Genomic DNA, 20,671 nt, shown 5'->3' on the forward strand with positions numbered 1-20,671 from the left:
GAACTGGACTCGTTTGAACGAAGTCTGAGCACTCCACACAAGGACGGTCTGGTTCTTTTTTTACGCATTCAAAGCACCGGCGCATTTTTTCACCGCCCTTCTACTTATCAGCCCCTGCCGGCTGCATGTCCTTTAAATTGAGCACTAGTAAGCGATCCAACCATTGGCTTTGGGCGTATACTAATGGATGAGATAAAGTAGCATATGAATCCACCAATTGATCAAGCCATTTTTTTTCTTCATCGATTTGTCTCTCAAGCCTACCCGGGTCGCGGTATGTAACGATTTGCCAAAAGGGTTTTTCCGCCAAAGCCCTAATTAATTGTGGGTCAAACTGCGAACCGGCACCATTGTAAACTTCTTCAAGTGCGTCATACATTTTAGAAGGCTGACGGTAAGGCCTTAGGGAAGTCATGGCATCTAGGGCATCGGCCAACGCAATGACTCGGGCAGACCAGGGTATCATTTGCCCCCTCAGTCCCTCGTATCCCTTCCCATTCCACCGCTCGTGGTGATAGCGGATTATTTCCACCAAGGAATTGTCTCCTCCCCTTGCCGCTACTATGGAGGCACCCCGTCGGGGGTGTTCTTTTAATTCAGCCCATTCTTCATCTGAAAGCGGTCCCGGCTTTTCGATAATTTCACGCCTAACAAACATCTTTCCTATATCGTGGAGGAATGCTCCGGCTATTATAGTTTCCTGCTCCACTTCGCTAAGACGGAGAAAAGTGCATATTCTCAAGGCCAGATTGGCAACATTAGCACTGTGAAGATATAATGTGGGCCAGGCTTCTTTCATCGTCCTTAACAAGTCACTCATGCTCGTTAGATCCACAAGTGTCCCTTTTAACTTTTTTCCCATCATGCTATTGTCGACCACCTTCTACGAGTATTTGCGGGTATAATTACATATAAGCAAAAACGGCAGCTTAATTAGCTGCCGTAATAGAGAACACTATTTAAAACAAACAGTGAAGCTTTATAGCGGCAGCCTGGCAGTCATACCCACAAGGGCTACAGACCCATGGCTTTGCGTCCCAACCTTTCGGATGGTTTGCCTTTATCACAATAAATTTTAATATAATAATTAAAAGTTAAAGGCTGATTTAACACCACTGGATTTTACATAATTTTCCAGCCGGTGAAAAGTTCAGCCCTTTAAATATCTTTTTATCCAGGAGAATGGTTATGATGCCCTTCGCAAGCAACCGGAAAGAGCGAAGGGAAAATCTGGTTAGGTAATTTGAAAGAGAAAGCAAAAAGTGGTAGCTATCTACATAACCAAGGGGGAAATAATAAACTACCAAATATTGGAAGTTATTACATATAATCCCCCCCCCCCCCCCAGGGGGAACATATGTTCTGGTTATTCTATTGGCGTGTTCCCACGTTTTCATCTCTTGATCATTCCTTTGATTTGCCATATTGTGTTTTTCTAAAACTAATGGCTTCCAAAATGACAATACGTTGCCACAGCCTTACTTTAGCAAGCTCTTGGATGAATTAAACTCTCGTTATGTTGTATTTCCAACTGGTAATTCCTGTTAACGATTTATAATCTTAAGGTATTCGTAGTTTGTTTAAGATAAATTACTAGTTTTATTTCCAAGTTATCATAAACACGTTTTCTACGCAAACTTACTTTTTCCTGCTTTTATCTGCAATGCTAGCAGAAATAATGGAAATAACTCTTTCCGGAAAAGGGATTCTTTTTTGTTTTAGGAAATTGGGTAATAGATCAGTTAACATCTGTGTTTGTTAAAACCCAAACTGCATTGGGTGTAATATTATGTCAAGACCGGTTTTTGCCATGTATCATGTTGATCTACGTTTAAATGGTCATAAAATCAAAAACCCTCCGAAGAACTGCGTTTACCGGTTAGGGCTAACGTTGGATAAACAGGGTAAAACATCTTGAACATTGCTACTGGGTAGGCAGGGCCAGGCTTGTATCGCATTAATATAAGTTGGCTGATAAAATGCAATAATGCAAACCTGACCCCACCCCCTGGCCTATAAGGTATTTTGGCGGAGAGTTGGGGATTCAACCATGGAAGTGCTGTTCGTCTGATTTCTACTCCATTACGAATACTTTTAAATCGTAATAACACAAATGATGGCGGCCAAATGGACACCATCGTCTGCTACACCGTACGACCGCAGGCCAAAATTTGACACAAAAGGTAAAAGGGATTCTCACCTCAAACCAGTGAGAATCCCTTTATTTATACGCAATCCGGCGGAAAGTCAGGGTTTCGAACCCTAGAGGCGGCTCAGCACAATCTACAACATCAGAACGACATGATGGACCTGCCCGTCGTCGTACAATTCAACGAAAGGACCCTCCTTGACGTCTTGCTCCATAAGAGTAACTTCCCGCCCATCAATTTGTAAAGCGGTCGCTCCGCCTGACTTGCGCGACGGATTTTTGACCGTAATAAGGTAGCGTGCGCTGCCAAAACGGTAGCTGACGGAAAACTCCGGCCATTCACAAGGGATGCACGGGCGAATGTACAGCCGTTTGCCACGGCGGCGCAGGCCGAGTATACACTCAATTCCTGCCTGATACATCCATCCCGCAGCGCCGGTGTACCACGTCCAGCCGGCGCGTCCTTGGTGCGGATCCACCGTGTAAACGTCTGCCGCCATGACGTAGGGTTCACCGGCATACTGCCGCACTTCATTGGGCGTGCGCGTGTGATTCAGAGGATTTAACATATGAAACAATTCAAAGGCCTTATCTCCGTTGCCAAGCCGGCACCAGGCGACAATGCTCCATATGACACCATGGGTATACTGGGCTCCGTTCTCACGAATGCCGGGCGGATAGCCTGAATGTAGCCGGGACTCGGATCCGTGCGGTCAAAAGGCGGCGTCAAAAGACGTGCAACGGAAAGATCCCGGTCCACAAGTTCGCGGTCGAATGACTGCATCGCCTGCAGTGCCTTCTCTTGCGGCGCCGCTCCGGAGATGACTGACCACGACTGGGCGATGGCATCGATACGGCATTCCTCATTGCAAATAGAACCTAGCCAAAGGCCTTCGTCGGTGAAGGCCCGCCGGTACCACTGCCCATCCCAGGCGTGCTCTTCAAGGGAGGAGGCCAACTTCACGCTTACATCCCGGTAGCGTCCCGCCCGCTCAACATCACCGCGCTGACGGCATAAATCCGTGAACCGGTTCAACACATCACAGAGGAACCAGCCGAGCCACACACTTTCACCGCGGCCTTCAGCGCCGACACGGCTCATACCGTCGTTCCAGTCGCCGATGCCGATCAGCGGCAGCCCGTGTTCACCGAAGCGCTGTAAAGCCCTGTCGATGGCTCGCAAGCAGTGCTCGAAAACGGTGCCGCTCCGGTTAGAGATTTGGGTCGGCTCGTATCGTTCATGTTCACCCTCCCGTAAAGGTTCACTATGCAGAAACGGCGCCACCTCGTCAAGTATACTGTTGTCCCCCGTATGATCGACATACCGTCCGACGGCATAGGGCAGCCAGAGCAAATCGTCGGAGAAATGCGTGCGGATGCCGCGCTGCGTCTCTTCATGCCACCAATGCTGCACGTCGCCCTCCTCATATTGATGTGCGGCGTGCAGCATAATTTGCGCCCGCGTAAGGTCGGGACGGGCGTGCAGGAGCGCCAGAGAATCCTGTAGTTGATCCCGAAAGCCGTATGCGCCTCCCGCCTGGTAAAAAGCGGATCGCGCCCACATTCTGCAGCCAAGGGCCTGGTAAAGCAACCAGCCGTTTAATAGTAAATCCATCTCCGGGCAGGGTGTGGAAACCGAGACCTGATCCAAAACACCCTCCCAGAATTCTCGAACAAGTTCAAATGCCTGGTCGTAGACATGGGTTTGGCAGTATTTTTGCGCCAATTTCACGGCGGCGTCCCGGGAATGTTCGCAACCTAGCAGGATGTAGACGGTCCGTTCGGCTCCAGGCTCCAGTGTGAGCTTAGTCTGCACCGCGCCGCAAGCGTCATAAAGAGGCCCTGTTTTACCTGACAGGCGCTCCCGGCCCATGGCGGCGGGATTTTCCGGTGTGCCGTTACGGCCGAGAAATTCGTTGCGGTCTGACGTCCAAGACAGATCGTCCGCCTCGGCGGCGTTCCCCTTCGCTTCGAATTCTGCCGCAGCCGGCGGCTCGACAGATGGATCCGGTTGCAAATACACGCCTAAAAAGGCTGTAGCATCGCGAAATGCCTCCTGATACGCGTTGCGTGCCAGCATGATTTGGGCAGACTCGTCCCACTCCGTGATGATGAAAGAGGCGTTCGCCTGGCGCCGTACACCCAACACCCATTCCGTGTAATATGTGACGGAAAGGCGCCGCCGCCCGGCACTTCTGTTCTGCAACCGCAATTTGACCACCTTGACCGGATCATCCAACGGAACAAAAACGGTCATTTCCTGCCTGACGCCGTGTCTCTCGTGGTGAAAACGTGTGAACCCCCGGCCGTGCGTAACGGTGTAAGGCGGGTCTGCTTGTGCGGTAGACGGCGTGGCAGACCATCGTTCGCCGCTCTCTTCGTCCCGTAGATAACACACTTCACCCGGTGGGTCGAGCACAGGATCGTTAGACCATGGGGTCAATTTGCACTCACGGCTGTTGCGCCACCAGGTGTAACCCGTGCCGAGCTCGGAGACAAGGCAGCCGAAGCGCGGATTGGCCATTACATTGATCCATGGCGCCGGCAGATGATTGCCGTTTTTGAGCATAATCTGATACTCCCGGCCATCCGGCGAAAATCCTCCCCAACCGTTGAAGAACATCAGCTGGCGCACATCGTCCGGCGCAAGCGTAGCGAACCTGTTTAACGGCGCTGCCGGCTTGAGGGGTGCCGGGCAGACGGTATCCCGCCAAGGCAGTTTGGTTTGCGCCTTGAGGCTGGGACCGCCTGCCCGCAGCGCAACACGGGCTGCGGCGAACAGCAGTGTCCTGTCCTCGTCCGGCAGCTGATTGGCATTTATGATAAAGACGCCGCCGGGCCCTGCACCATGTCGGTCAACGACCTGTTCCACCGCCCGCCGCAACATTTCACTTAGAACCTGCTGGTACCCTCCCGCCGATTCGTTCAGAATGACCAGGTCGAAAAGCAGCCCCATGCGGCGTAAATACTCGTACCCGGTTAGCAGTTTGACGACAAACTGCAGATTGGCCCGATTCTCGATCCGTACAAGGATCATCGGCAAGTCTCCGGAAACTCCGTACGACCAGAGGCCGGACTGGCCTTTTTCGTTCGCAACGATACTTTTTGCCGTTCCTGCCGCAGCGGCGGAGTATACAACACCTGGCCCGCAAAAGTTTGCCAGTCCATGGCCTCGGCGGCAGTCATGTGCAAGTGCCGAAGTTCGATTTGACTGCGATTCCAGGCCAGTTGAAATGTTCGTTCCACCACCAGGTCCCCCGAGAAACGGCTAACAATGTCCATCGCCTCCTCCTTCGTGCCTGCCACAGCAGTGACAGCAAACAACTGCACCTGTTCACCGGGCTGGATGCTTAATCGCCGCCGCATGATAAAGGCGGGGTCGGCCACAGAGCCCACCGTTCCACGCAGGCGGGAACGGATTCCCTGCGGCCGGAAGAGAGTATGGCCCCGGCCAATAAAGCCGGCCCGATCGGTCTCGTATTCCACCGGTCCAAGCGTTCGTCCCGTGACCATAAGCGAATGCGCCGCCCATAACGGTTTCTCGCCTTCCTGGCGAGGTCTTCGCCGGGCCAGCAGGCACTGGGCCTCCTCCGCATATTCGGTATTAATGAATAATTTGCTGAAGGCCGGGTGCGCATCGTCGGCGATGGGAGGCGCCAGGGCCAGTTCAAGAAATGTTGTGACTTCGATGATTCGCATTTCATTGCCTGCGTTGGTGAGCGTCAACCGGCGGACTTCCGCATTCCATTCCGGAGACACGCAAATTTCAAGGCTCGTCTGCATGTCTCCGTCCACGCGCATAAAGGTGGCCCGGTCAAGGGAGAATTGCGCGCGTTGTTCAGAAGACGGGACACGGCAAGGCTGAAACGCCGGCGACCATACCATGTCGCGGGTAACGTCACGGATATACAGGTAGCTGCCCCAATTGTCCAACACCGGATCCTCCCGCCAACGGGAGACGGCCAGACCTTGGTACCGGCTGAACCCGCTGCCGCTGTTGGTTACCATGGTCATAAAGGCCCCGTTTGAAAGGATACACACCTCGGGGGTCAGCGTATCCGCAGAGAGGTATTCACGCAGCGCGCCAGTCTCTGCCGGCCTGGCATCAGGCACAGGCACACATGCCAAGGCGGGATGTTTAATAATTTTAGGCCGCGCGGGAATACGTTCCTGCAGCAGCAGTTCCGCCGCCCGCACGCGCTTGTCACGGTGAAAACGCTCGTATATTTTCTTTGGCAACAGCAAGTTGGCCAGGGTGAGCAGGCTCATTCCCTGATGATGTGCCATAAAACTGCGGATGACCATACTGGTCCGGTCCTTTGGCAGCCGCTCGGACGTAAAATCGATGGCTTCGTAGTAGCCGTATTTTCCAAGGGCGCCAAGCTCCTCCATTTTGCGCAAATCCGCCAGCCCCTGATGCTTGGCAAAGGGTAAGGCAAGGATTGTTGCGTACGGCGCCACAACCAAATCTTGTTCGAGACCGCGCTTAAATCCGAGACCGGGAACACCAAAGGCCCTGTATTGATAGTTCATCTGATAATCAAAAGCGTAGTAGCCGGATTCGGAGATCCCGAAGGGGACTCCCCGTTGATGCGCGTACTCGATTTGCCGTCTGACAACCGCACGGTAAGTGCTGTCCCAGATGGTGTTCCAATAGGTTCGCGTAAAGAGCCAGGGCATCAAATATTCAAACATCGTCCCGGACCACGAGAGCAGGGTGACCCGCCGCCCAACCCTGGTCATTGTCCGCCCGAGCGCATGCCAGTGCGCCACAGACACATGGCCGAGGGCGATGGCAATAAAGCTTGCCAGCCTTGCCTCCGATGCCAGCAGGTCATAGAGGATCTGATCCGGTTCACGCAGTGCGGCGTGGTAGCCCAGGGTGAACAATTTCGTCTTTTGATCGTAAAGCTGGCGAAAGTCTGTCCCGTTAATCAGCGCCTCTAAGCGGGCGATCAGATTTTGCCCGCGTGCCGGCCAATCCTCCCGGACCCCCTTTGGCGATGTTCTGCAGTCTGCCGACCTCTCTTCAGTCCGGACTCCAGCGGCCGCCGCTTTCCCTCGATCCGGATCAGAACCTGGCTGTTGGTCCCCTTCAATGTCCACCTTGAGCCACTCCGCCAACCCCTCTCTGACCGTCATTAAGCAGCCGACGAAGTTGCCGGAATCCACCGTTGACACGTACATTGGAGGTAGTGGTTCGAGAGTCACCGTATCGTACCAGTTGTAGAGATGGCCTTTCCATTTATCCAGGCGCTCAACCGTACTGATTGTGCGTTCCAAACGCTCAATCAGCCCGGGCGTATCGATGAACCCGAAATCCCGCGCAGCCAGCGCACATGCAAGATAAAGCCCGATGTTGGTGGGCGAAGTGCGGTGCGCGATCCCGTTGGGCGGATCCATTTGAACGTTATCAGGCGGCAGCCAATGATCTGTCTCAGTAACGTAGTCCTCGAAAAAAGCCCAAATCTGTTCCGACAACTTTCGCAGTTCTGCCTCCTCGGCCGCCGTAAGCGGGTACTCGGGCTGCTGCACGGGCCTGTCCAACCAGCGGACCGCAAGCGGAGCGAAAACCCAAATAGCTAAAAGCACCACGCCTGTCCACTGCAGCGCCGGAACGGTAATGGCCGCCGCTGCCAGCCCAAAAAGGAACACCAGCGCGTAACCTCCGTACATACCCAGCAGTGCCGGATAGCGCCCGCTCCGGTTGCGGCGTTCAATTTCCGCGGCGCTGACCCATTCGAGCAAATGACGTTTAGACACTAATAAGCGATATAGGGTTCTGGCAATTGCGTCAAGCAACAGCGCGCTTTGAAACGGCATTGTCATAACGGTTACCAAAACCTGACCTACTGTGGCCAGTATGCTCCGTGGCCGCCAAATTGTCCGTCGAATCGCCACCAGTTGGCGGAGCAACGGCAAAAACAATGTAGCGAAAACAAAAGCAAGCCATCGCCCGGGTGAGCCGGGCAAGACGGTCAGGCCGAGCAGCAGTACTGCAAACAGCGCCGGCGGCAGCAAACTGCGCCGCAGATTGTCGATCATCTGCCAGCGGCTGAGGGGGGATAAATCAACCGGTAAAAGCTTTCCCCACCGGTCGCGGGCACAGTGAAACAGCCATGGGAGCAATTGCCAATCGCCACGCACCCAGCGGTGCATTCTCTTCTGATAAGCGCTGAAGGTAGCTGGGTGTTCATCGATTAATTCGATGTCCGACAGCAGGCCGGCGCGTAAAAATCCACCTTCCAATAAATCGTGACTAAGCACCCGGTTTTCCGGAATTCGTTCACACAGTACCTGAGCAAAGGCGTCAACATCGAATATACCCTTCCCTGTAAAAATGCCCTGCTCTAACCCGTCCTGGTATGGATCGGAGACGGCAAAGGCGTACGGATCGATTCCCGGATCCGCTGACCATAAATAAGCAAAGCGCGAACGCAAGGCCGCCCCGTGGCTAATGCCGATACGCGGCTGCAGCACCCCGTATCCCTCGATGACCCGTGTCCGCGTACTGTTTAACCGCGGCCGGTTATAGGCAGATGCAGGGTGCCGATCATCCGCTGCGCGCTTCCCATCGGCAGTTGCGTATCCGCGTCAAGGGTGATGATGTAACGGATACGCGGAAGAATAGCTGTGTCCCCCACTACCAAGTCATAAGTTGTATCAGTCCGTCCTTTAAGCAGTTCGACAAATTCCACCAATGCGCCTCGCTTGCGCTCCCAACCCATCCATACGCCCTGGGACGGGTTCCACAACCTGCGGCGCTGAAAGAGGTGAAATGTACTTTCGCCCGGGCGGGAGTACTTGCGGTTTAACTCCTCAATGCTTGCGCGGGCGGCAGCAAGGACGGCAGCATCCTGTGGAAACCTCTCCGCAGCTGCGTCAACAAGATCACCCAGGAGAGCAAAGTGGATATTTGAGTCGCGGTTGGCCAGGTAATGCAGTTCCAACCGATCCGCTAATTCCTGCACCTCTTTGACTGTCGACCAGATTACGGGAATGACGACCATCGTGGTCGCTTCAGGTGGAATCCCGTGCGAGAAATCGTATCTCAACAGCGGCCGCGGCCGCCTGGCGCACTCTATAAGCCAGTGTGCCGCGGTGACGGCCCATTCGCTGGCGGGCAACGACAGCGCAATCAGAATCATCACCCACTGGGCAGCGGTGAGGCTCGCGCCCCCTCCGATCCACAGGGCGAATCCGAGCAGAAAGGCCGTGAACAATCCTGTAAGGGCGGTGAAATAGGCGCCGGTGGCACGACGCAAAATTCCTATTTCCGGCAAATACCGGGGAGTGCTGCACATTTTCAGCGCGCGCCGCAGTTCCTTGACGCCATCCGGTTCAAATAGGTAGTATGCAGCAAATGCTTGGCGCGGCAGTTCTTCTAAATCTGCCGGACTGCCGGCAACCTCATCCGCCTGTGCCCGCTCCACGCACGCCTGCTCGTGTTCTTTCGCCGCAAGCTCGACGGCCTGCTTCGCGACCAGGTTTTCCGGCACACGCAAGCGGCGGGCCAATTGCTCAACGCGCTTTCGCAACACGTCGCGGCTTGAAAAATCAAGAAGCCGGTAGACGCCTGCGCTCTCTTCGCGCAGAGTTTGCTCAGCCATGCAAATCCGCTCGAACCGATTGCGCCAGTGCATGCGCGAAATTTTGCGCAGACTTCCGATAAGGTTGCCTGTTGTCACTTGATAGGCGGCCTGAAGCTGATACTCGTAGGAGACGATTTGATCAAGGCTGTCAGGGCCATTTTCCAGTTTGCACAGCAGCCATTCCCGTACGGTTGCCGAATCGTCCGCCCATTCACGCAGATGCCTGACCAATTGGACGATTAGCGGCCCGGAGAGCGGCATATCTTGACCCGCTTCTTCAAGGGCAGCCTTAAGAACATCCGGACTCAACTTTGACGACTCTATTCGCGACAGCAACCGTTCGACTAACGTACACACCTCTCGTCGTTCGCGAACCAGTTCCATAACCTCGGCCAGGCGCCGGATCAAGGCGATGCGCAGGATAAGCGGCACCGCCCACGCCTCAGCAATGGTCAAAACCGATACTTCCTGGTAAAAATTGATGTATGAAACGAACGAGTCCTCGTCCAGATTCCCGTCCACATGTTCCAGATAATCAGCACAGATAGACAGTACTCTTTTTTCGCCCGTCTTGCGCAGATTCGGCAAATCCCGCAAGAAGGCATCGGAAAACTGGTGCCGGACAACCAACACCTGTTCTTCGATGAGCTCAGCATGATCGAGCAGCCATTCTTCAGCGGGCTGCAAACAGCTTGCGTGGCCGTCCTGCAGGGAGCGGATAAACGTGCGTAAATTCTCGACGTCCGCATAAAACTCCCGCCACAGGCGCTTTGGAGGCCTGCGCCTCACGTAAGGGTCGTGTGTCAGTGCAGTTTCATGAGCTTTTTGACGGAGTTGTTCAGTATTTAGAATCATAGGTTCTCCTGAAGAAAATCAGAAATTAAAAAGTGATTAAGGCTTCATTACCATACGATGCTACGGAAGCGGAAACATTTAAAATATTCCCCTTTAGGGTATTAATTATTAACTGGAATTTGTCCTAACAAAAAACAGCCAGAAAGGTGGAACTCCTCGGCTGCGGCTCAAATCGGCTCACAAAACAACAAGAGCCTCCACCGATAGCGGTAGAAGCCATTGTCTTTCATTAATATATAATATCTGGCGGAGAGTTAGGGATTCGAACCCTAGAGACCGCTCAGCACCGCCTAGTCGATTTCGAGTTTTGTGAGGCTTATTGGTGCTTTCAATTACCTTCCAGAATTATTCTTTTATTATTGGTTTTGTACCACTCAAGAACCTTGGCATTTGAACAGTTTGTCGGTTTTTGCAAGTATTTTTTCACTATATCGGCGACGATTCGGCGACCTCTTGGATGTTATTCTGTTGCCTATCCTTCCCTCGCCGGTGCCGGTGTACGGCAGGCTGGCCCCATTTCTTCAACCCAATTGGTAGCCTTTAGACGGGCGGGAATCCTTTCCCAACCGGCTCTTTCACTGTGCGAGATGAATAAAGTTCACATCAACGAAAAGTTCTGTTCATATTCCCTCTTTTTGGGGTTTTTTAGTAATCATTCTCAATTTACGGAACGTAACGGGGTTTGGAAAACCAAGGGGTTTCGCAATTTTGCGAAACCCTTAATACTACCTGCATAGAGCCATTATCTCAGATACTATTTGTGTATTGGAGAAGCCCTTTAGATCTGCGGCACCACAGCGACAGGACGAGGAACAGGCTCCGCAGCCCTGGCAAAGGCTGGTGTTCACTGCCGCCACGGTCCTTTGGGTTCTCTCATCAAACTTTGCCTCAATGGCCTTAAAGGGACAGACTGCGCGACATACCATGCACCCGGTACAAAGCCTTTCGTTAATTTGGGAAACCATGGGTTCAGTGGCCAGTTCCTTTTTGGCCAGCAACCCCATGACTTTGGCCGCCGCGGCACTGGCCTGGGCAACCGTGTCCGGAATATCCTTAGGCCCCTGGCAGCACCCTGCCAGAAAAATCCCACCCGTATTGGTTTCTACGGGTTTTAACTTAGGATGCGCCTCCAGGTAAAAACCGTCTTTGTCAGTGGAAAATCCTACCGTCTGGGCCAGGATGCCGGCTCCCTCACTGGGTACCATGGCAGTTGCCAGTACCACCAGGTCGGCTTCAATTTCCACTGGTCGTCCCAACAGTGTGTCCGCACCCATCACTACCAGCTTATCATCCCGGGGGTATATTTTAGATACCCTGCCCCTGATATACCGGACACCCTCGTCTACGGAACGCTGGTAAAACTCCTCATAGCCCTTTCCCGGGGTACGTACATCCATATAGAAAACAAAGGCATTTGCCCCTTCAATCTTCTCCAGTACCTGGTGGGCATGCTTAGCCGTGTACATACAGCAAGCCCGGGAGCAATAGGATTTCCCTTTAGAGTCATCCCTGGAGCCCACACATTTTATAAAAACCACGTTCTTGGGCTCTTTCCCGTCGGAGGGCCGAAAAATCTTGCCGCCGGAAGGCCGGAGGTGCTCAACATACGTTCAAACTGCAACCCGCTGATGACGTCGGGATATTTTCCGTACCCATATTCACCGTAGGCACTTTCCCATTTAAATAAATCATAACCCGTAGCCATTACGATTGCGCCAACCTGCAGTTCCACGATCTGGTCGGAATCTTTGTAATTAATGGCCCCGGCTTGACACACTTTCTGGCATACCCCGCACTTGCCGCTCAGGAGCATCCGGCAGCCTTCGGGTCAATGACCGGTTTATTGGGGACTGCCTGGGGAGAATTAATATAAATTGCCTTTCTTTTTCCCAGGTTTAAGTTATATTCACTGGTTACCCGGGCGGGGCATTTTTCCCAGCAGGAACCGCACCCGGTACATTTTTCATGATCTACATATTTGGCCCGTTGTTTAATCTTTATATTAAAATTACCGATATAGCCACCTACCTCAATAACTTCCGAGTAGGTAAACAGCTTAATATGGGGATGCTGTACCACAGCAACCATCTTGGGGGTAACAATTCAGCCAGCGCAATCAAGAGTAGGAAAGGTTTTATCAAGCATGGCCAGTTTTCCGCCAATGGATGGTTCCCGCTCCACCAGAACCACCTCGTGGCCGGCTTCAGCAATATCTAAAGCGGCCTGCATTCCGGCAATGCCACCGCCAATCACCAGTGCCCGCCTGGTAACCGGAATTTTGGTTTCATACATTGGTTCCATATAGGTAGCCTTGGCCACCGCCCGGCGAACCAGGGCAAATGCCTTCTCGGTAGCTTCATCCTTCATTTTGGGGTGTACCCAGGCACACTGTTCCCTGATATTTGCTATTTCCAACATATACGGGTTAAGACCCGCGCGCTCCAAAGTTTTTCTAAATGTTGTTTCATGTAACCGGGGCGAACAGGAGGCCAGTACCACCTTATCCAGCCGGTGTTCACCAATCATTTTTATAATCAAATCCTGCCCGGGTACAGAACACATGTATTTATAATCAGTGCTAAAGACCACTCCCGGCAGCTTGGCCGCTTCTTCAGCCAGCAACGAAACATCAACTGCACTGCTGATGTTAGAACCACACCAGCAGACAAAAACGCCAATACGGTTCATAAAAGTTCCCCCCTTTCTGTCACTGGTATCACCCTACCAGGGATACTACTGACCCGGTACTGACGAAGTGGGAATCCATGCTTAAATGAATAGGTTTAATGCCCAGGGCCAAACCCAGTAATTGGGTAAAGTAAAGAATCGGAATATTGAAGTCTGTGTTATATATTTTGTTTATTTTTTTCTGCCTCATATCCAGATTAAGGTGACACTGCGGGCAAGCGTCAATAATACAATTTGCGCCGGCCCTGGTAGCGCTGGCTAAAATGTCCTTGACCATCTTTAGTGAAACTTCCTCATTTGTTACAGACAGGGAACCACCACAGCACTCCACCTTATGGGACCAATCCACGGGTTCAGCTCCGGTAGCCCTAATCAGGTTATCCAGAGCCTGGGGGTTTTCGGAATCATCTATACTTACCACTTTAGGCGGCCTCACCAGCAGACAGCCGTAATAAACTGCAACCTTTAACCCTTTCAGGGACTGCACCACTTGAGACTGAATTTTATCTATACCTGCTCCGGTAAACACATCAATGATGGAAAGGACCTTAACACCCCCTTGATAGGGTTGTCCAACTGCCTCATTAATCTTTTCCCGCAGTTTTTCGTTCCCGGTCATCTTCCAGTTTGCTTGCGCAAGGGACTGGTAGCAGGCGGCACAGGGAGACGTTACGTTCAATCCCATTTTTTCAGCCAGGTGTAAATTCCGTGCAGCAAGGGCCGTGGGCAGATATTCACTGGAGGCGTGGGCGGCACTGGCCCCACAGCAATTCCAGTCAGGTATTTCCACTAATTCAATACCCAGAGCCTGGCATACTGCCCTGGTGGAGGAATCATACTCTCTGGCAACAGAGTGCAAAGAGCAGCCGGGGTAGTACGCCACTTTCATACCTTGTCTCCCTCCAATCTCTTAATATTTTCCATAATCCGGATCATCTCCTTAGTCCCCTTAATCCGATGGGGTCCGATTTTCAATTTGCCCCGGGAAAATAAGGTTAACCCTACCAGGGCATCCTTAAAGGGGTTCATTAAATTTACGTTATACCTTACCATTAAGCCCATCTCATAAGCACGCCCGTATTTCTTCAAGGCGTCTAAGAAAAGCCGGTTAAAAAGGGATACCTTTTTACCCCGTCCGCCAGGGTTAATGCCTTGCTCACAGGCAAGCTGCCGCAGGTTGTCCATTAATTTAGCCAGGTCAAAACCTTTGGGACAACGGGTAGAGCAGGTGGAACAAGACGCACAGAGCCATATGGTTTCTGTTTGGAATGTTTCATTTAGCAAACCTAATTGCAGCATCCTGACAATTTGGTTCGGAGCAACATCCATGGTAAAGGCTACGGGGCACCCGGCAGTACACTTACCGCACTGGTAACAATGTTGTAGGTTTTGGTCTGTTTGGTTAGCTAATTGTTCAAACCCATTCCCATTTTGGGTAAGGTTAATCGGTTGCATAAGGTGGAGACACCTCCTAAAAATAGAAAAACCTCTTTTAATAAGTTTAAGTTTTATTCGCACTAATTACTATTTCTAATTATAGTGTAATAATGCCCCTGCGGAAGATATGAGGCTAAAAATTATATTTACCTTGCCTTTATCTTATTTTTTCTTGCTTTTGATCTTGTTTTCATAAATACTATATTTGCTTGTCGATATAAATAAGGATTATTGCGTCATTGCATCGGTTTTGTCCGAATTAAGCGGCTTGACATACTTTTCGCATTTTTCTGTTTCGTAAAAATCATTCTATTTAGAGTTGTGAAATGTTTCGCAATATTTAAGTATTTGTTGGTAGTGGAGTAATCCTTTCTTTAACCCCCAAATATTTACCGACAGTTTTCGGGAAATGTCCCTGTTTTCCCGGAAATTTAAAGGGGCATCGCCAATGCGAAACCCCTTTCTTTTTTTAAGATGGTGTTTCAGTGGCATATATGTTATGATAGCGCAAAATTTCTGCTAAATGCCAATACAGGTTTGCGCCTGTCTGGTTGCGCAGCCCTTGTGGTGGCTGATTTAGCGGCCTTATCATCTTCTTTACGGTATTCCTATTATATTTTTATTGTGATAGAAGTTTGAGCATTTATTGAATAAAGGATCAACGTTTTTCAAACTTTTATCACAATTAGAGTTTATAATAATTTGAAAACGCTCACAAAAGAAGGTGGCCGGCATGGAAAAAGTAAGAATTCTTTTAGTGGATGATGAGGAACGGATCAGGGAAATGATCAGGGAATATACCAGTCTGGAGGGATATGATATTGATGAAGCCTCAGACGGAATTGAAGCTATAAATCTTTTTAAACAACAGAAATATTCATTGGTTATTCTCGATGTCATGATGCCTAAAATGGATGGCTGGAGCGTATGCAGGGAGATTAGAAAGACCTCCCAGGTTCCTGTAATAATGCTGACTGCTAGAGGAGAAGAGTATGACAAACTCTTTGGTTTTGAACTGGGCGTGGACGACTATATTGTAAAGCCTTTCAGCCCCAAAGAACTTCTTGCCCGTATGAAGGCGATTATTAGAAGAGGCTCATCGGCAGCCGAAAATACCGCAAAAGGTGACAGGATCAGTTTTGAAGGCCTTGTGATTGAATTCAATTCAAGGAATGTTTATGTGGATGGCAATAAAGTAAACCTTACACCAAAAGAATACGAACTGCTAAACTTCTTCGTTCAGAATCCGAACAGGGTGTTTTCCAGGGAGCAGCTTCTGAATTCGGTATGGGGGTATGATTTTGCAGGCGACAACAGAACAGTAGATACCCATGTAAAAATGCTCCGGGAAAGCCTGGCGGATTACAGAAAGTTTATTGTGACAGTATGGGGAACAGGCTACAAGTTTGAAGCAGGAGTTAAAAAATGAAAAGTATAGGCTTAAAGCTATGGGCTGGCATGATGGCCCTTGTTATGATCGTATTAATACTCCTATGGCTTTTCCAGATTGTATTCCTTGAAAGCTTTTATACCCGCATGCGAATATCAGATATAAAAAATGAAGGTGCTTCCATTGTCAAATTACTTGATGACGGTAGTAAAACCGAGTTTGAAAACAGGCTGGATGCCTTTGCATTTAATAACAACCTGAGTATCGAGATGGTGGACTCAGGTGGAAACTCCATCTACATAACCGGTGCAACCGGTTCCAGCGGACACATGCCCATGATAAGAAACAGCGCAAGGGTTGAGGCATTTCAGGAGGTTATGGCTGGTAAGGAGATAACTGTTCCGTTAGTACATCCCCGTTTCGGGAACAAGTTCATGCTGATCGGTCTTCCGGTAAAAATATCCGGAGAATTAACCGGTGTGCTTTTTATAAACATGCCTTTGGCACCGGTTGAGGATACTGCTTCAATATTAAAAAAACAGCTTCTATTTATAACATTGATCCTGCTGACTGCATCAGTTATTATTTCCTTTATCATTTCCAGAACATTTACAAAACCCATACTGGAAATTAAGCAGGTGGCGGAGAAAATAGCTTCCGGTGATTTTTCCGACAGGATAACATCCAGTAACAAGGATGAGATTGGCAAATTAGCAGAAACAATTAATTATATGGGACAGCAGCTTTCAAAAATTGAGCAGCTCAGGAAAGATTTGATTGCCAATGTATCCCATGAACTTCGAACTCCGTTAAGTCTTATCAGAGGGTATGCAGAAACCATCAGGGATGTAACCGGGAATGTTCCGGATAAAAGGGAAAAGCAGCTTGGAATTATTATTGAAGAGACAGAGCGTCTCGGCAAAATAGTGGACGATATTCTTAACCTTTCACAGCTCCAGACCGGCTATTTAAGTCTCAATAAAAGCCGTTTCCCGATAATGAAGACTCTTGCTGCCGTTGTAAAACGCTATGATGTTTTAAGCCAGAAAACCGGTGTGCAAATTGTACTGCAGGGTTCAAGTGACGGGCTTGTGGAAGCAGATGAAGCAAGAATCGAGCAGGTACTTTATAATTTGATCAATAATGGATTCAATCATACACCCAGAGGCGGAACAATCACAGTCAATGCTATTGACGGTCTGAAGGCCGTCCGGGTCGAGGTTTCGGACACAGGCAGCGGCATACCGGAGGAGGATCTTCCTCATATTTGGGACAGGTACTATAAAGCGGAAAAAGCAAGCGGAAAAAGAAGAGCCGCGGGAACAGGACTGGGGCTTGCCATTGTCAAGAGCGTACTGGAAGCCCATCAGGCTGCTTATGGTGTGGAAAGCAAAAGGGAGGTTGGCACAACCTTCTGGTTTGAGCTGAAAAAATAATATTCATTAATTAACTTTCATCCTTCTTTCAGTCTTCTATCATACTTCTATCACAATTGCTCCTTATGATGTAAATATAAGCTAAACAAACAAAACCAAATGATAAGGAGCGTGTATTTTATGAAAAACCTAAAGAAACTTCTAGCAACAGTAACAGTAGTAGGTATGCTTGGAGTAGCAGGTTCTGCCTTTGCAGCAACAGCAATGACTCCTGCAGAAGTTGTATCCGGATTGACAGGAAAAACCGTTGAGGACCTCTACAAGGAGCGTTCTGCGGGAAAGACCTATGGCACCATCGCAAATGAGGCCGGAAAGCTGGAAGAATTTAAAGCACAAATCTTGGAGCAGAAGAAAACCGTTCTTGACCAACGTGTAAAGGACGGTAGGCTCACACAGGAGCAGGCAGACCAAATTTACAATTCAATTAAGAACAACCAGGCTACCTGCGATGGAACCGGCAGTGCTGGAATAGGCAAAAAATATGGTGCAGGCTTTGGCCAGGGAAGTGGTATGGGCCTTGGACAAGGTGCCGGCAGAGGTGCAGGAATGCGTAATGGTGGTGGATTTGGTCAAGGAATGGGAGCCGGCAGAGGCATGAACAGGTAGGCACCCCTCTAAAAAGTACCCATTACCAGGAGTATTGGTTGATGCTCCCTTGGTAATGGGTATTAAAACTATTTAAACAGCCTCTATAAGACCACGATAAATCAAGGAAAATTAGTGGCCTGCTTGTTTTAACATTTATAACTACTCAGGTATCCCTTGAGTAGTTATAAACATTTTAGATAAAGGGGTGTTCTATATAAATTGGAATAAGGCCTCCAAATGGTTAAGACTTTTAACATTGTTAGGATTATTAGCATTTGTAACATATGCATCTTATATGCATCAGCTTCTTGGAGGAAGGAAAGCTCCTTCTATACATGCACTATGTCCTTTTGGTGCACTTGAAAGTTTGTATACATTGCTTTTTATGGGAAGCTTTATTAAGAAAATTTATTTAGGAACTTTCGTTTTGCTGATATTGACAGTTGTCTTGGCAATTCTTTTCCGTCGAAGCTTTTGCGGCTTACTTTGTCCTTTCGGATCGTTGCAGGAGGCATTTTCCCTTCTTGGACGAAAAATATTCAAAAAGCGGTTTATTGTACCGCAGAAAATTGATAAACCTTTGCGTTACTTAAAATATGTCATACTATTGCTTACTGTCGCAATGGCATGGTATTATGGGAAACTCTGGATGGCTCCTTATGATCCATATTCAGCCTATTCACACATATGGACTGTTTCTGAGTCCATTAAAGAAGATCCCCATGCCATCGTAGGGTTTATCCTGTTGGCAGTTACGCTATTGGGCTCCTTCCTGTATGATCGTTTCTTCTGTAAATATCTTTGCCCTGTGGGAGCATTCTACGGAATTATTGGTAAGATAAGTCCTACAAGAGTTGAACGGAATGACAATCTATGCATTCATTGTAAAGCATGCAACAAAGCTTGTCCTGTCAATATTGATATAGCTAAAGCAGTCAAAGTTACCAGTGCAGAATGTATTAACTGTAATGAGTGTGTTTTGGCCTGCTCTAAAACAGGAGCACTGGAGGTAAAGACAGCAAGAAAGGCATTTCATCCTATTGCAATGCTTCTTATAGTAGTAGGTTTGTTTTTTAGCACCATACTAATAGCTCAAGCAACTGGAAATTTTCAAACTATTCCTTCAGCGCTGAAGGAGGGTCAGATTGTGCCGATATCTGAAGTAAAAGGTTATTATACGATTGAAGAAACAGCCATTGCAACCGGCTTTTCATTGAAAGAAGTATATGAAAAGCTAGGTATCCCGGAAAATGTTTCAAAGAATACGAAAATGAAAGAAATATCGAATGAAGTACCCGGCTATAATTTTGACGAAGCTAAGGCAAAAGCCGGAGGGTCGGAAAATACCGCTAATAATATAGAAAAACCAGAAAACTACAACAAGGTGGATATAAGTGGTATTAAAGGCTCTATGACAATCAGGGAAGCATCTGAATCTCTAAATATGGAATTGATGGAATTCTATAAGTTGTTCAAGATTCCTGACGATGTCCCGGCTCAAACACAGATGAATAAGATTGGAAGTGTATCACCGGGGTATGATTTTGAAAAGATAAAAGAATGAGGTACCGCACAGAAACCAGCGATGTGTGGGTGGATGCGCTCAGCCTAACGGGGACCGGAAGTAGGGATGGAACAAACCCTTCATGCTCAGTAAAAGTATACCACACTTGAGTCTTAGAGAAATCTGGGTCTGATAATGAGGTGGTTTTGGGCAGGCTGTGAACAATATTTTCCTCTACAAAATTCACTGTGCAAAGCGGCAAATTACCGGGGTGTTTGCTAATGCGGCCGGCCTGAAGATATTCCAGGAATTAAAACACCGGTGCGGGAGAACGGGTAATTCATTCTCTTCCTGCACCGGTGTTTGTATAGATGGCCTGTCACAGGATTTAGGTTTGGTTAGATTTGGTAGAAGTTAGCTGCCGATCTCCCCTTTAGCATCTTTGAGCCTGTAGCTTTTGTCGTTCATGTTAAGGATTTCCCCGCCGGTGTATGAGCCGGTCCACCAAGGCTGCGGACATAGCCTGGTCATTGCCAAGAAATGCGGGCCATTTGGAAAATTCCAGGTTGGTGGTAATCATGGTGCTGCTAACCTCATACCTGGCGGCAAAAACCGGTGATCTTGGAAACTAAATCACCATTGAAGAAGACAAAGACTACCTGCATGATTGGGCCAACGACGAAACCATCCGTGTGGTACTTCTTGCTGGCGTTGAGTGGAAAACTACTGTTACTGGTGATGTATATACTGGTACCGGTTATGCCGGTGGTTATAAGATTGTAAATGATCAAACCATCGAAATTATTACTGCTACTGCTGATAACACTAAAGATTCTATAGTTATTACGGAACTTAATCTTTGGAGCACCCCGTTCCCATTTCTAGCAATTTATGGGAGAATGCTTTAGCCGATAGCTTGGACCAGTAAACACTAGCAAATGACTGTGGTGGATTAACCGATCTATAATTGCCGCAGTCATTTTTTCATCTGCATCCCGGTGCAGGCATGGCCTGTCGGGGGGTGTCACCGGT

12 protein-coding genes, 1 tRNA gene, 2 pseudogenes and 1 riboswitch are annotated in these 20,671 nt (G+C 49.2%); of the genes and pseudogenes, 5 read left to right on the forward strand and 10 right to left on the reverse strand.

Features of this window, described 5'->3' with window-relative positions; genetic code table 11:
- Window positions 1–100: 100 nt before the first annotated feature.
- The 8 genes and pseudogenes from P378_RS07300 to P378_RS07320 form a co-directional block, all read right to left on the reverse strand.
- Window positions 101–865, reverse strand: a complete 765-nt coding sequence (locus P378_RS07300; protein WP_099082784.1) for an HD domain-containing phosphohydrolase — start codon at window positions 863–865, stop codon at window positions 101–103.
- A 118-nt stretch (window positions 866–983) separates the two neighbouring features.
- Window positions 984–1,069: riboswitch (cyclic di-GMP riboswitch) on the reverse strand.
- 1,214 nt (window positions 1,070–2,283) lie between these two features.
- Window positions 2,284–5,186 (reverse strand): annotated as a pseudogene (locus tag P378_RS20060) (glycoside hydrolase family 94 protein).
- Window positions 5,183–8,629 (reverse strand): glucoamylase family protein, encoded by a 3,447-nt coding sequence (locus P378_RS20065; protein ID WP_207654003.1) that lies wholly within the window; start codon window positions 8,627–8,629, stop codon window positions 5,183–5,185. The pseudogene P378_RS20060 and the gene P378_RS20065 overlap by 4 nt, the downstream one beginning before the upstream one ends.
- 35 nt (window positions 8,630–8,664) lie before the next feature.
- Window positions 8,665–10,596 (reverse strand): hypothetical protein, encoded by a 1,932-nt coding sequence (locus P378_RS20070; protein ID WP_207654004.1) that lies wholly within the window; start codon window positions 10,594–10,596, stop codon window positions 8,665–8,667.
- 244 nt (window positions 10,597–10,840) lie between these two features.
- Window positions 10,841–10,937 (reverse strand) — tRNA-OTHER (locus tag P378_RS19455).
- 384 nt (window positions 10,938–11,321) lie between these two features.
- A pseudogene (locus P378_RS07310) lies at window positions 11,322–13,284 on the reverse strand (FAD-dependent oxidoreductase).
- Window positions 13,285–13,312: 28 nt separating this feature from the next.
- Window positions 13,313–14,173, reverse strand: coding sequence for a CoB--CoM heterodisulfide reductase iron-sulfur subunit B family protein (locus tag P378_RS07315; RefSeq protein ID WP_099082785.1), 861 nt, complete (start codon window positions 14,171–14,173; stop codon window positions 13,313–13,315).
- Window positions 14,170–14,739: a 4Fe-4S dicluster domain-containing protein gene (locus P378_RS07320; protein WP_099082786.1), complete on the reverse strand. Its 570-nt coding sequence runs from the start codon at window positions 14,737–14,739 to the stop codon at window positions 14,170–14,172. The genes P378_RS07315 and P378_RS07320 overlap by 4 nt, the downstream gene beginning before the upstream one ends.
- 715 nt (window positions 14,740–15,454) lie before the next feature.
- Between P378_RS07320 and P378_RS07325 the strand changes: the two genes are divergently transcribed.
- The 4 genes from P378_RS07325 to P378_RS07340 all read left to right on the forward strand — a co-directional run bounded on the left by P378_RS07325 (window position 15,455) and on the right by P378_RS07340 (window position 19,699).
- Window positions 15,455–16,150 carry a response regulator transcription factor gene (locus tag P378_RS07325; protein ID WP_143338428.1) on the forward strand — a complete coding sequence of 232 codons (696 nt, stop codon included), beginning with the start codon at window positions 15,455–15,457 and terminating at the stop codon, window positions 16,148–16,150.
- Window positions 16,147–17,547, forward strand: coding sequence for a sensor histidine kinase (locus P378_RS07330; RefSeq protein WP_099082788.1), 1,401 nt, complete (start codon window positions 16,147–16,149; stop codon window positions 17,545–17,547). The genes P378_RS07325 and P378_RS07330 overlap by 4 nt, the downstream gene beginning before the upstream one ends.
- Window positions 17,548–17,667: 120 nt before the next feature.
- Window positions 17,668–18,153, forward strand: coding sequence for a DUF2680 domain-containing protein (locus P378_RS07335; RefSeq protein ID WP_099082789.1), 486 nt, complete (start codon window positions 17,668–17,670; stop codon window positions 18,151–18,153).
- 238 nt (window positions 18,154–18,391) lie between these two features.
- Window positions 18,392–19,699, forward strand: a complete 1,308-nt coding sequence (locus tag P378_RS07340) for a 4Fe-4S binding protein (protein ID WP_238472998.1) — start codon at window positions 18,392–18,394, stop codon at window positions 19,697–19,699.
- Window positions 19,700–20,108: 409 nt separating this feature from the next.
- Here P378_RS07340 and P378_RS07350 read toward each other — a convergent pair whose 3' ends face one another.
- Window positions 20,109–20,219: an ATP-binding protein gene (locus P378_RS07350; RefSeq protein ID WP_238472999.1), complete on the reverse strand. Its 111-nt coding sequence runs from the start codon at window positions 20,217–20,219 to the stop codon at window positions 20,109–20,111.
- A 112-nt stretch (window positions 20,220–20,331) separates the two neighbouring features.
- Here P378_RS07350 and P378_RS19460 point away from each other — a divergent pair, with 112 nt between their 5' ends.
- On the forward strand, window positions 20,332–20,547 hold the full coding sequence (locus P378_RS19460; RefSeq protein ID WP_180261012.1) for a hypothetical protein: 216 nt from the start codon (window positions 20,332–20,334) through the stop codon (window positions 20,545–20,547).
- Here the strand turns inward: P378_RS19460 and P378_RS20075 are convergent.
- Window positions 20,521–20,619, reverse strand: a complete 99-nt coding sequence (locus P378_RS20075; protein WP_420795979.1) for an ATP-binding protein — start codon at window positions 20,617–20,619, stop codon at window positions 20,521–20,523. The genes P378_RS19460 and P378_RS20075 overlap by 27 nt on opposite strands.
- Window positions 20,620–20,671: the final 52 nt, after the last annotated feature.

It is taken from the genome of Desulforamulus profundi (assembly GCF_002607855.1).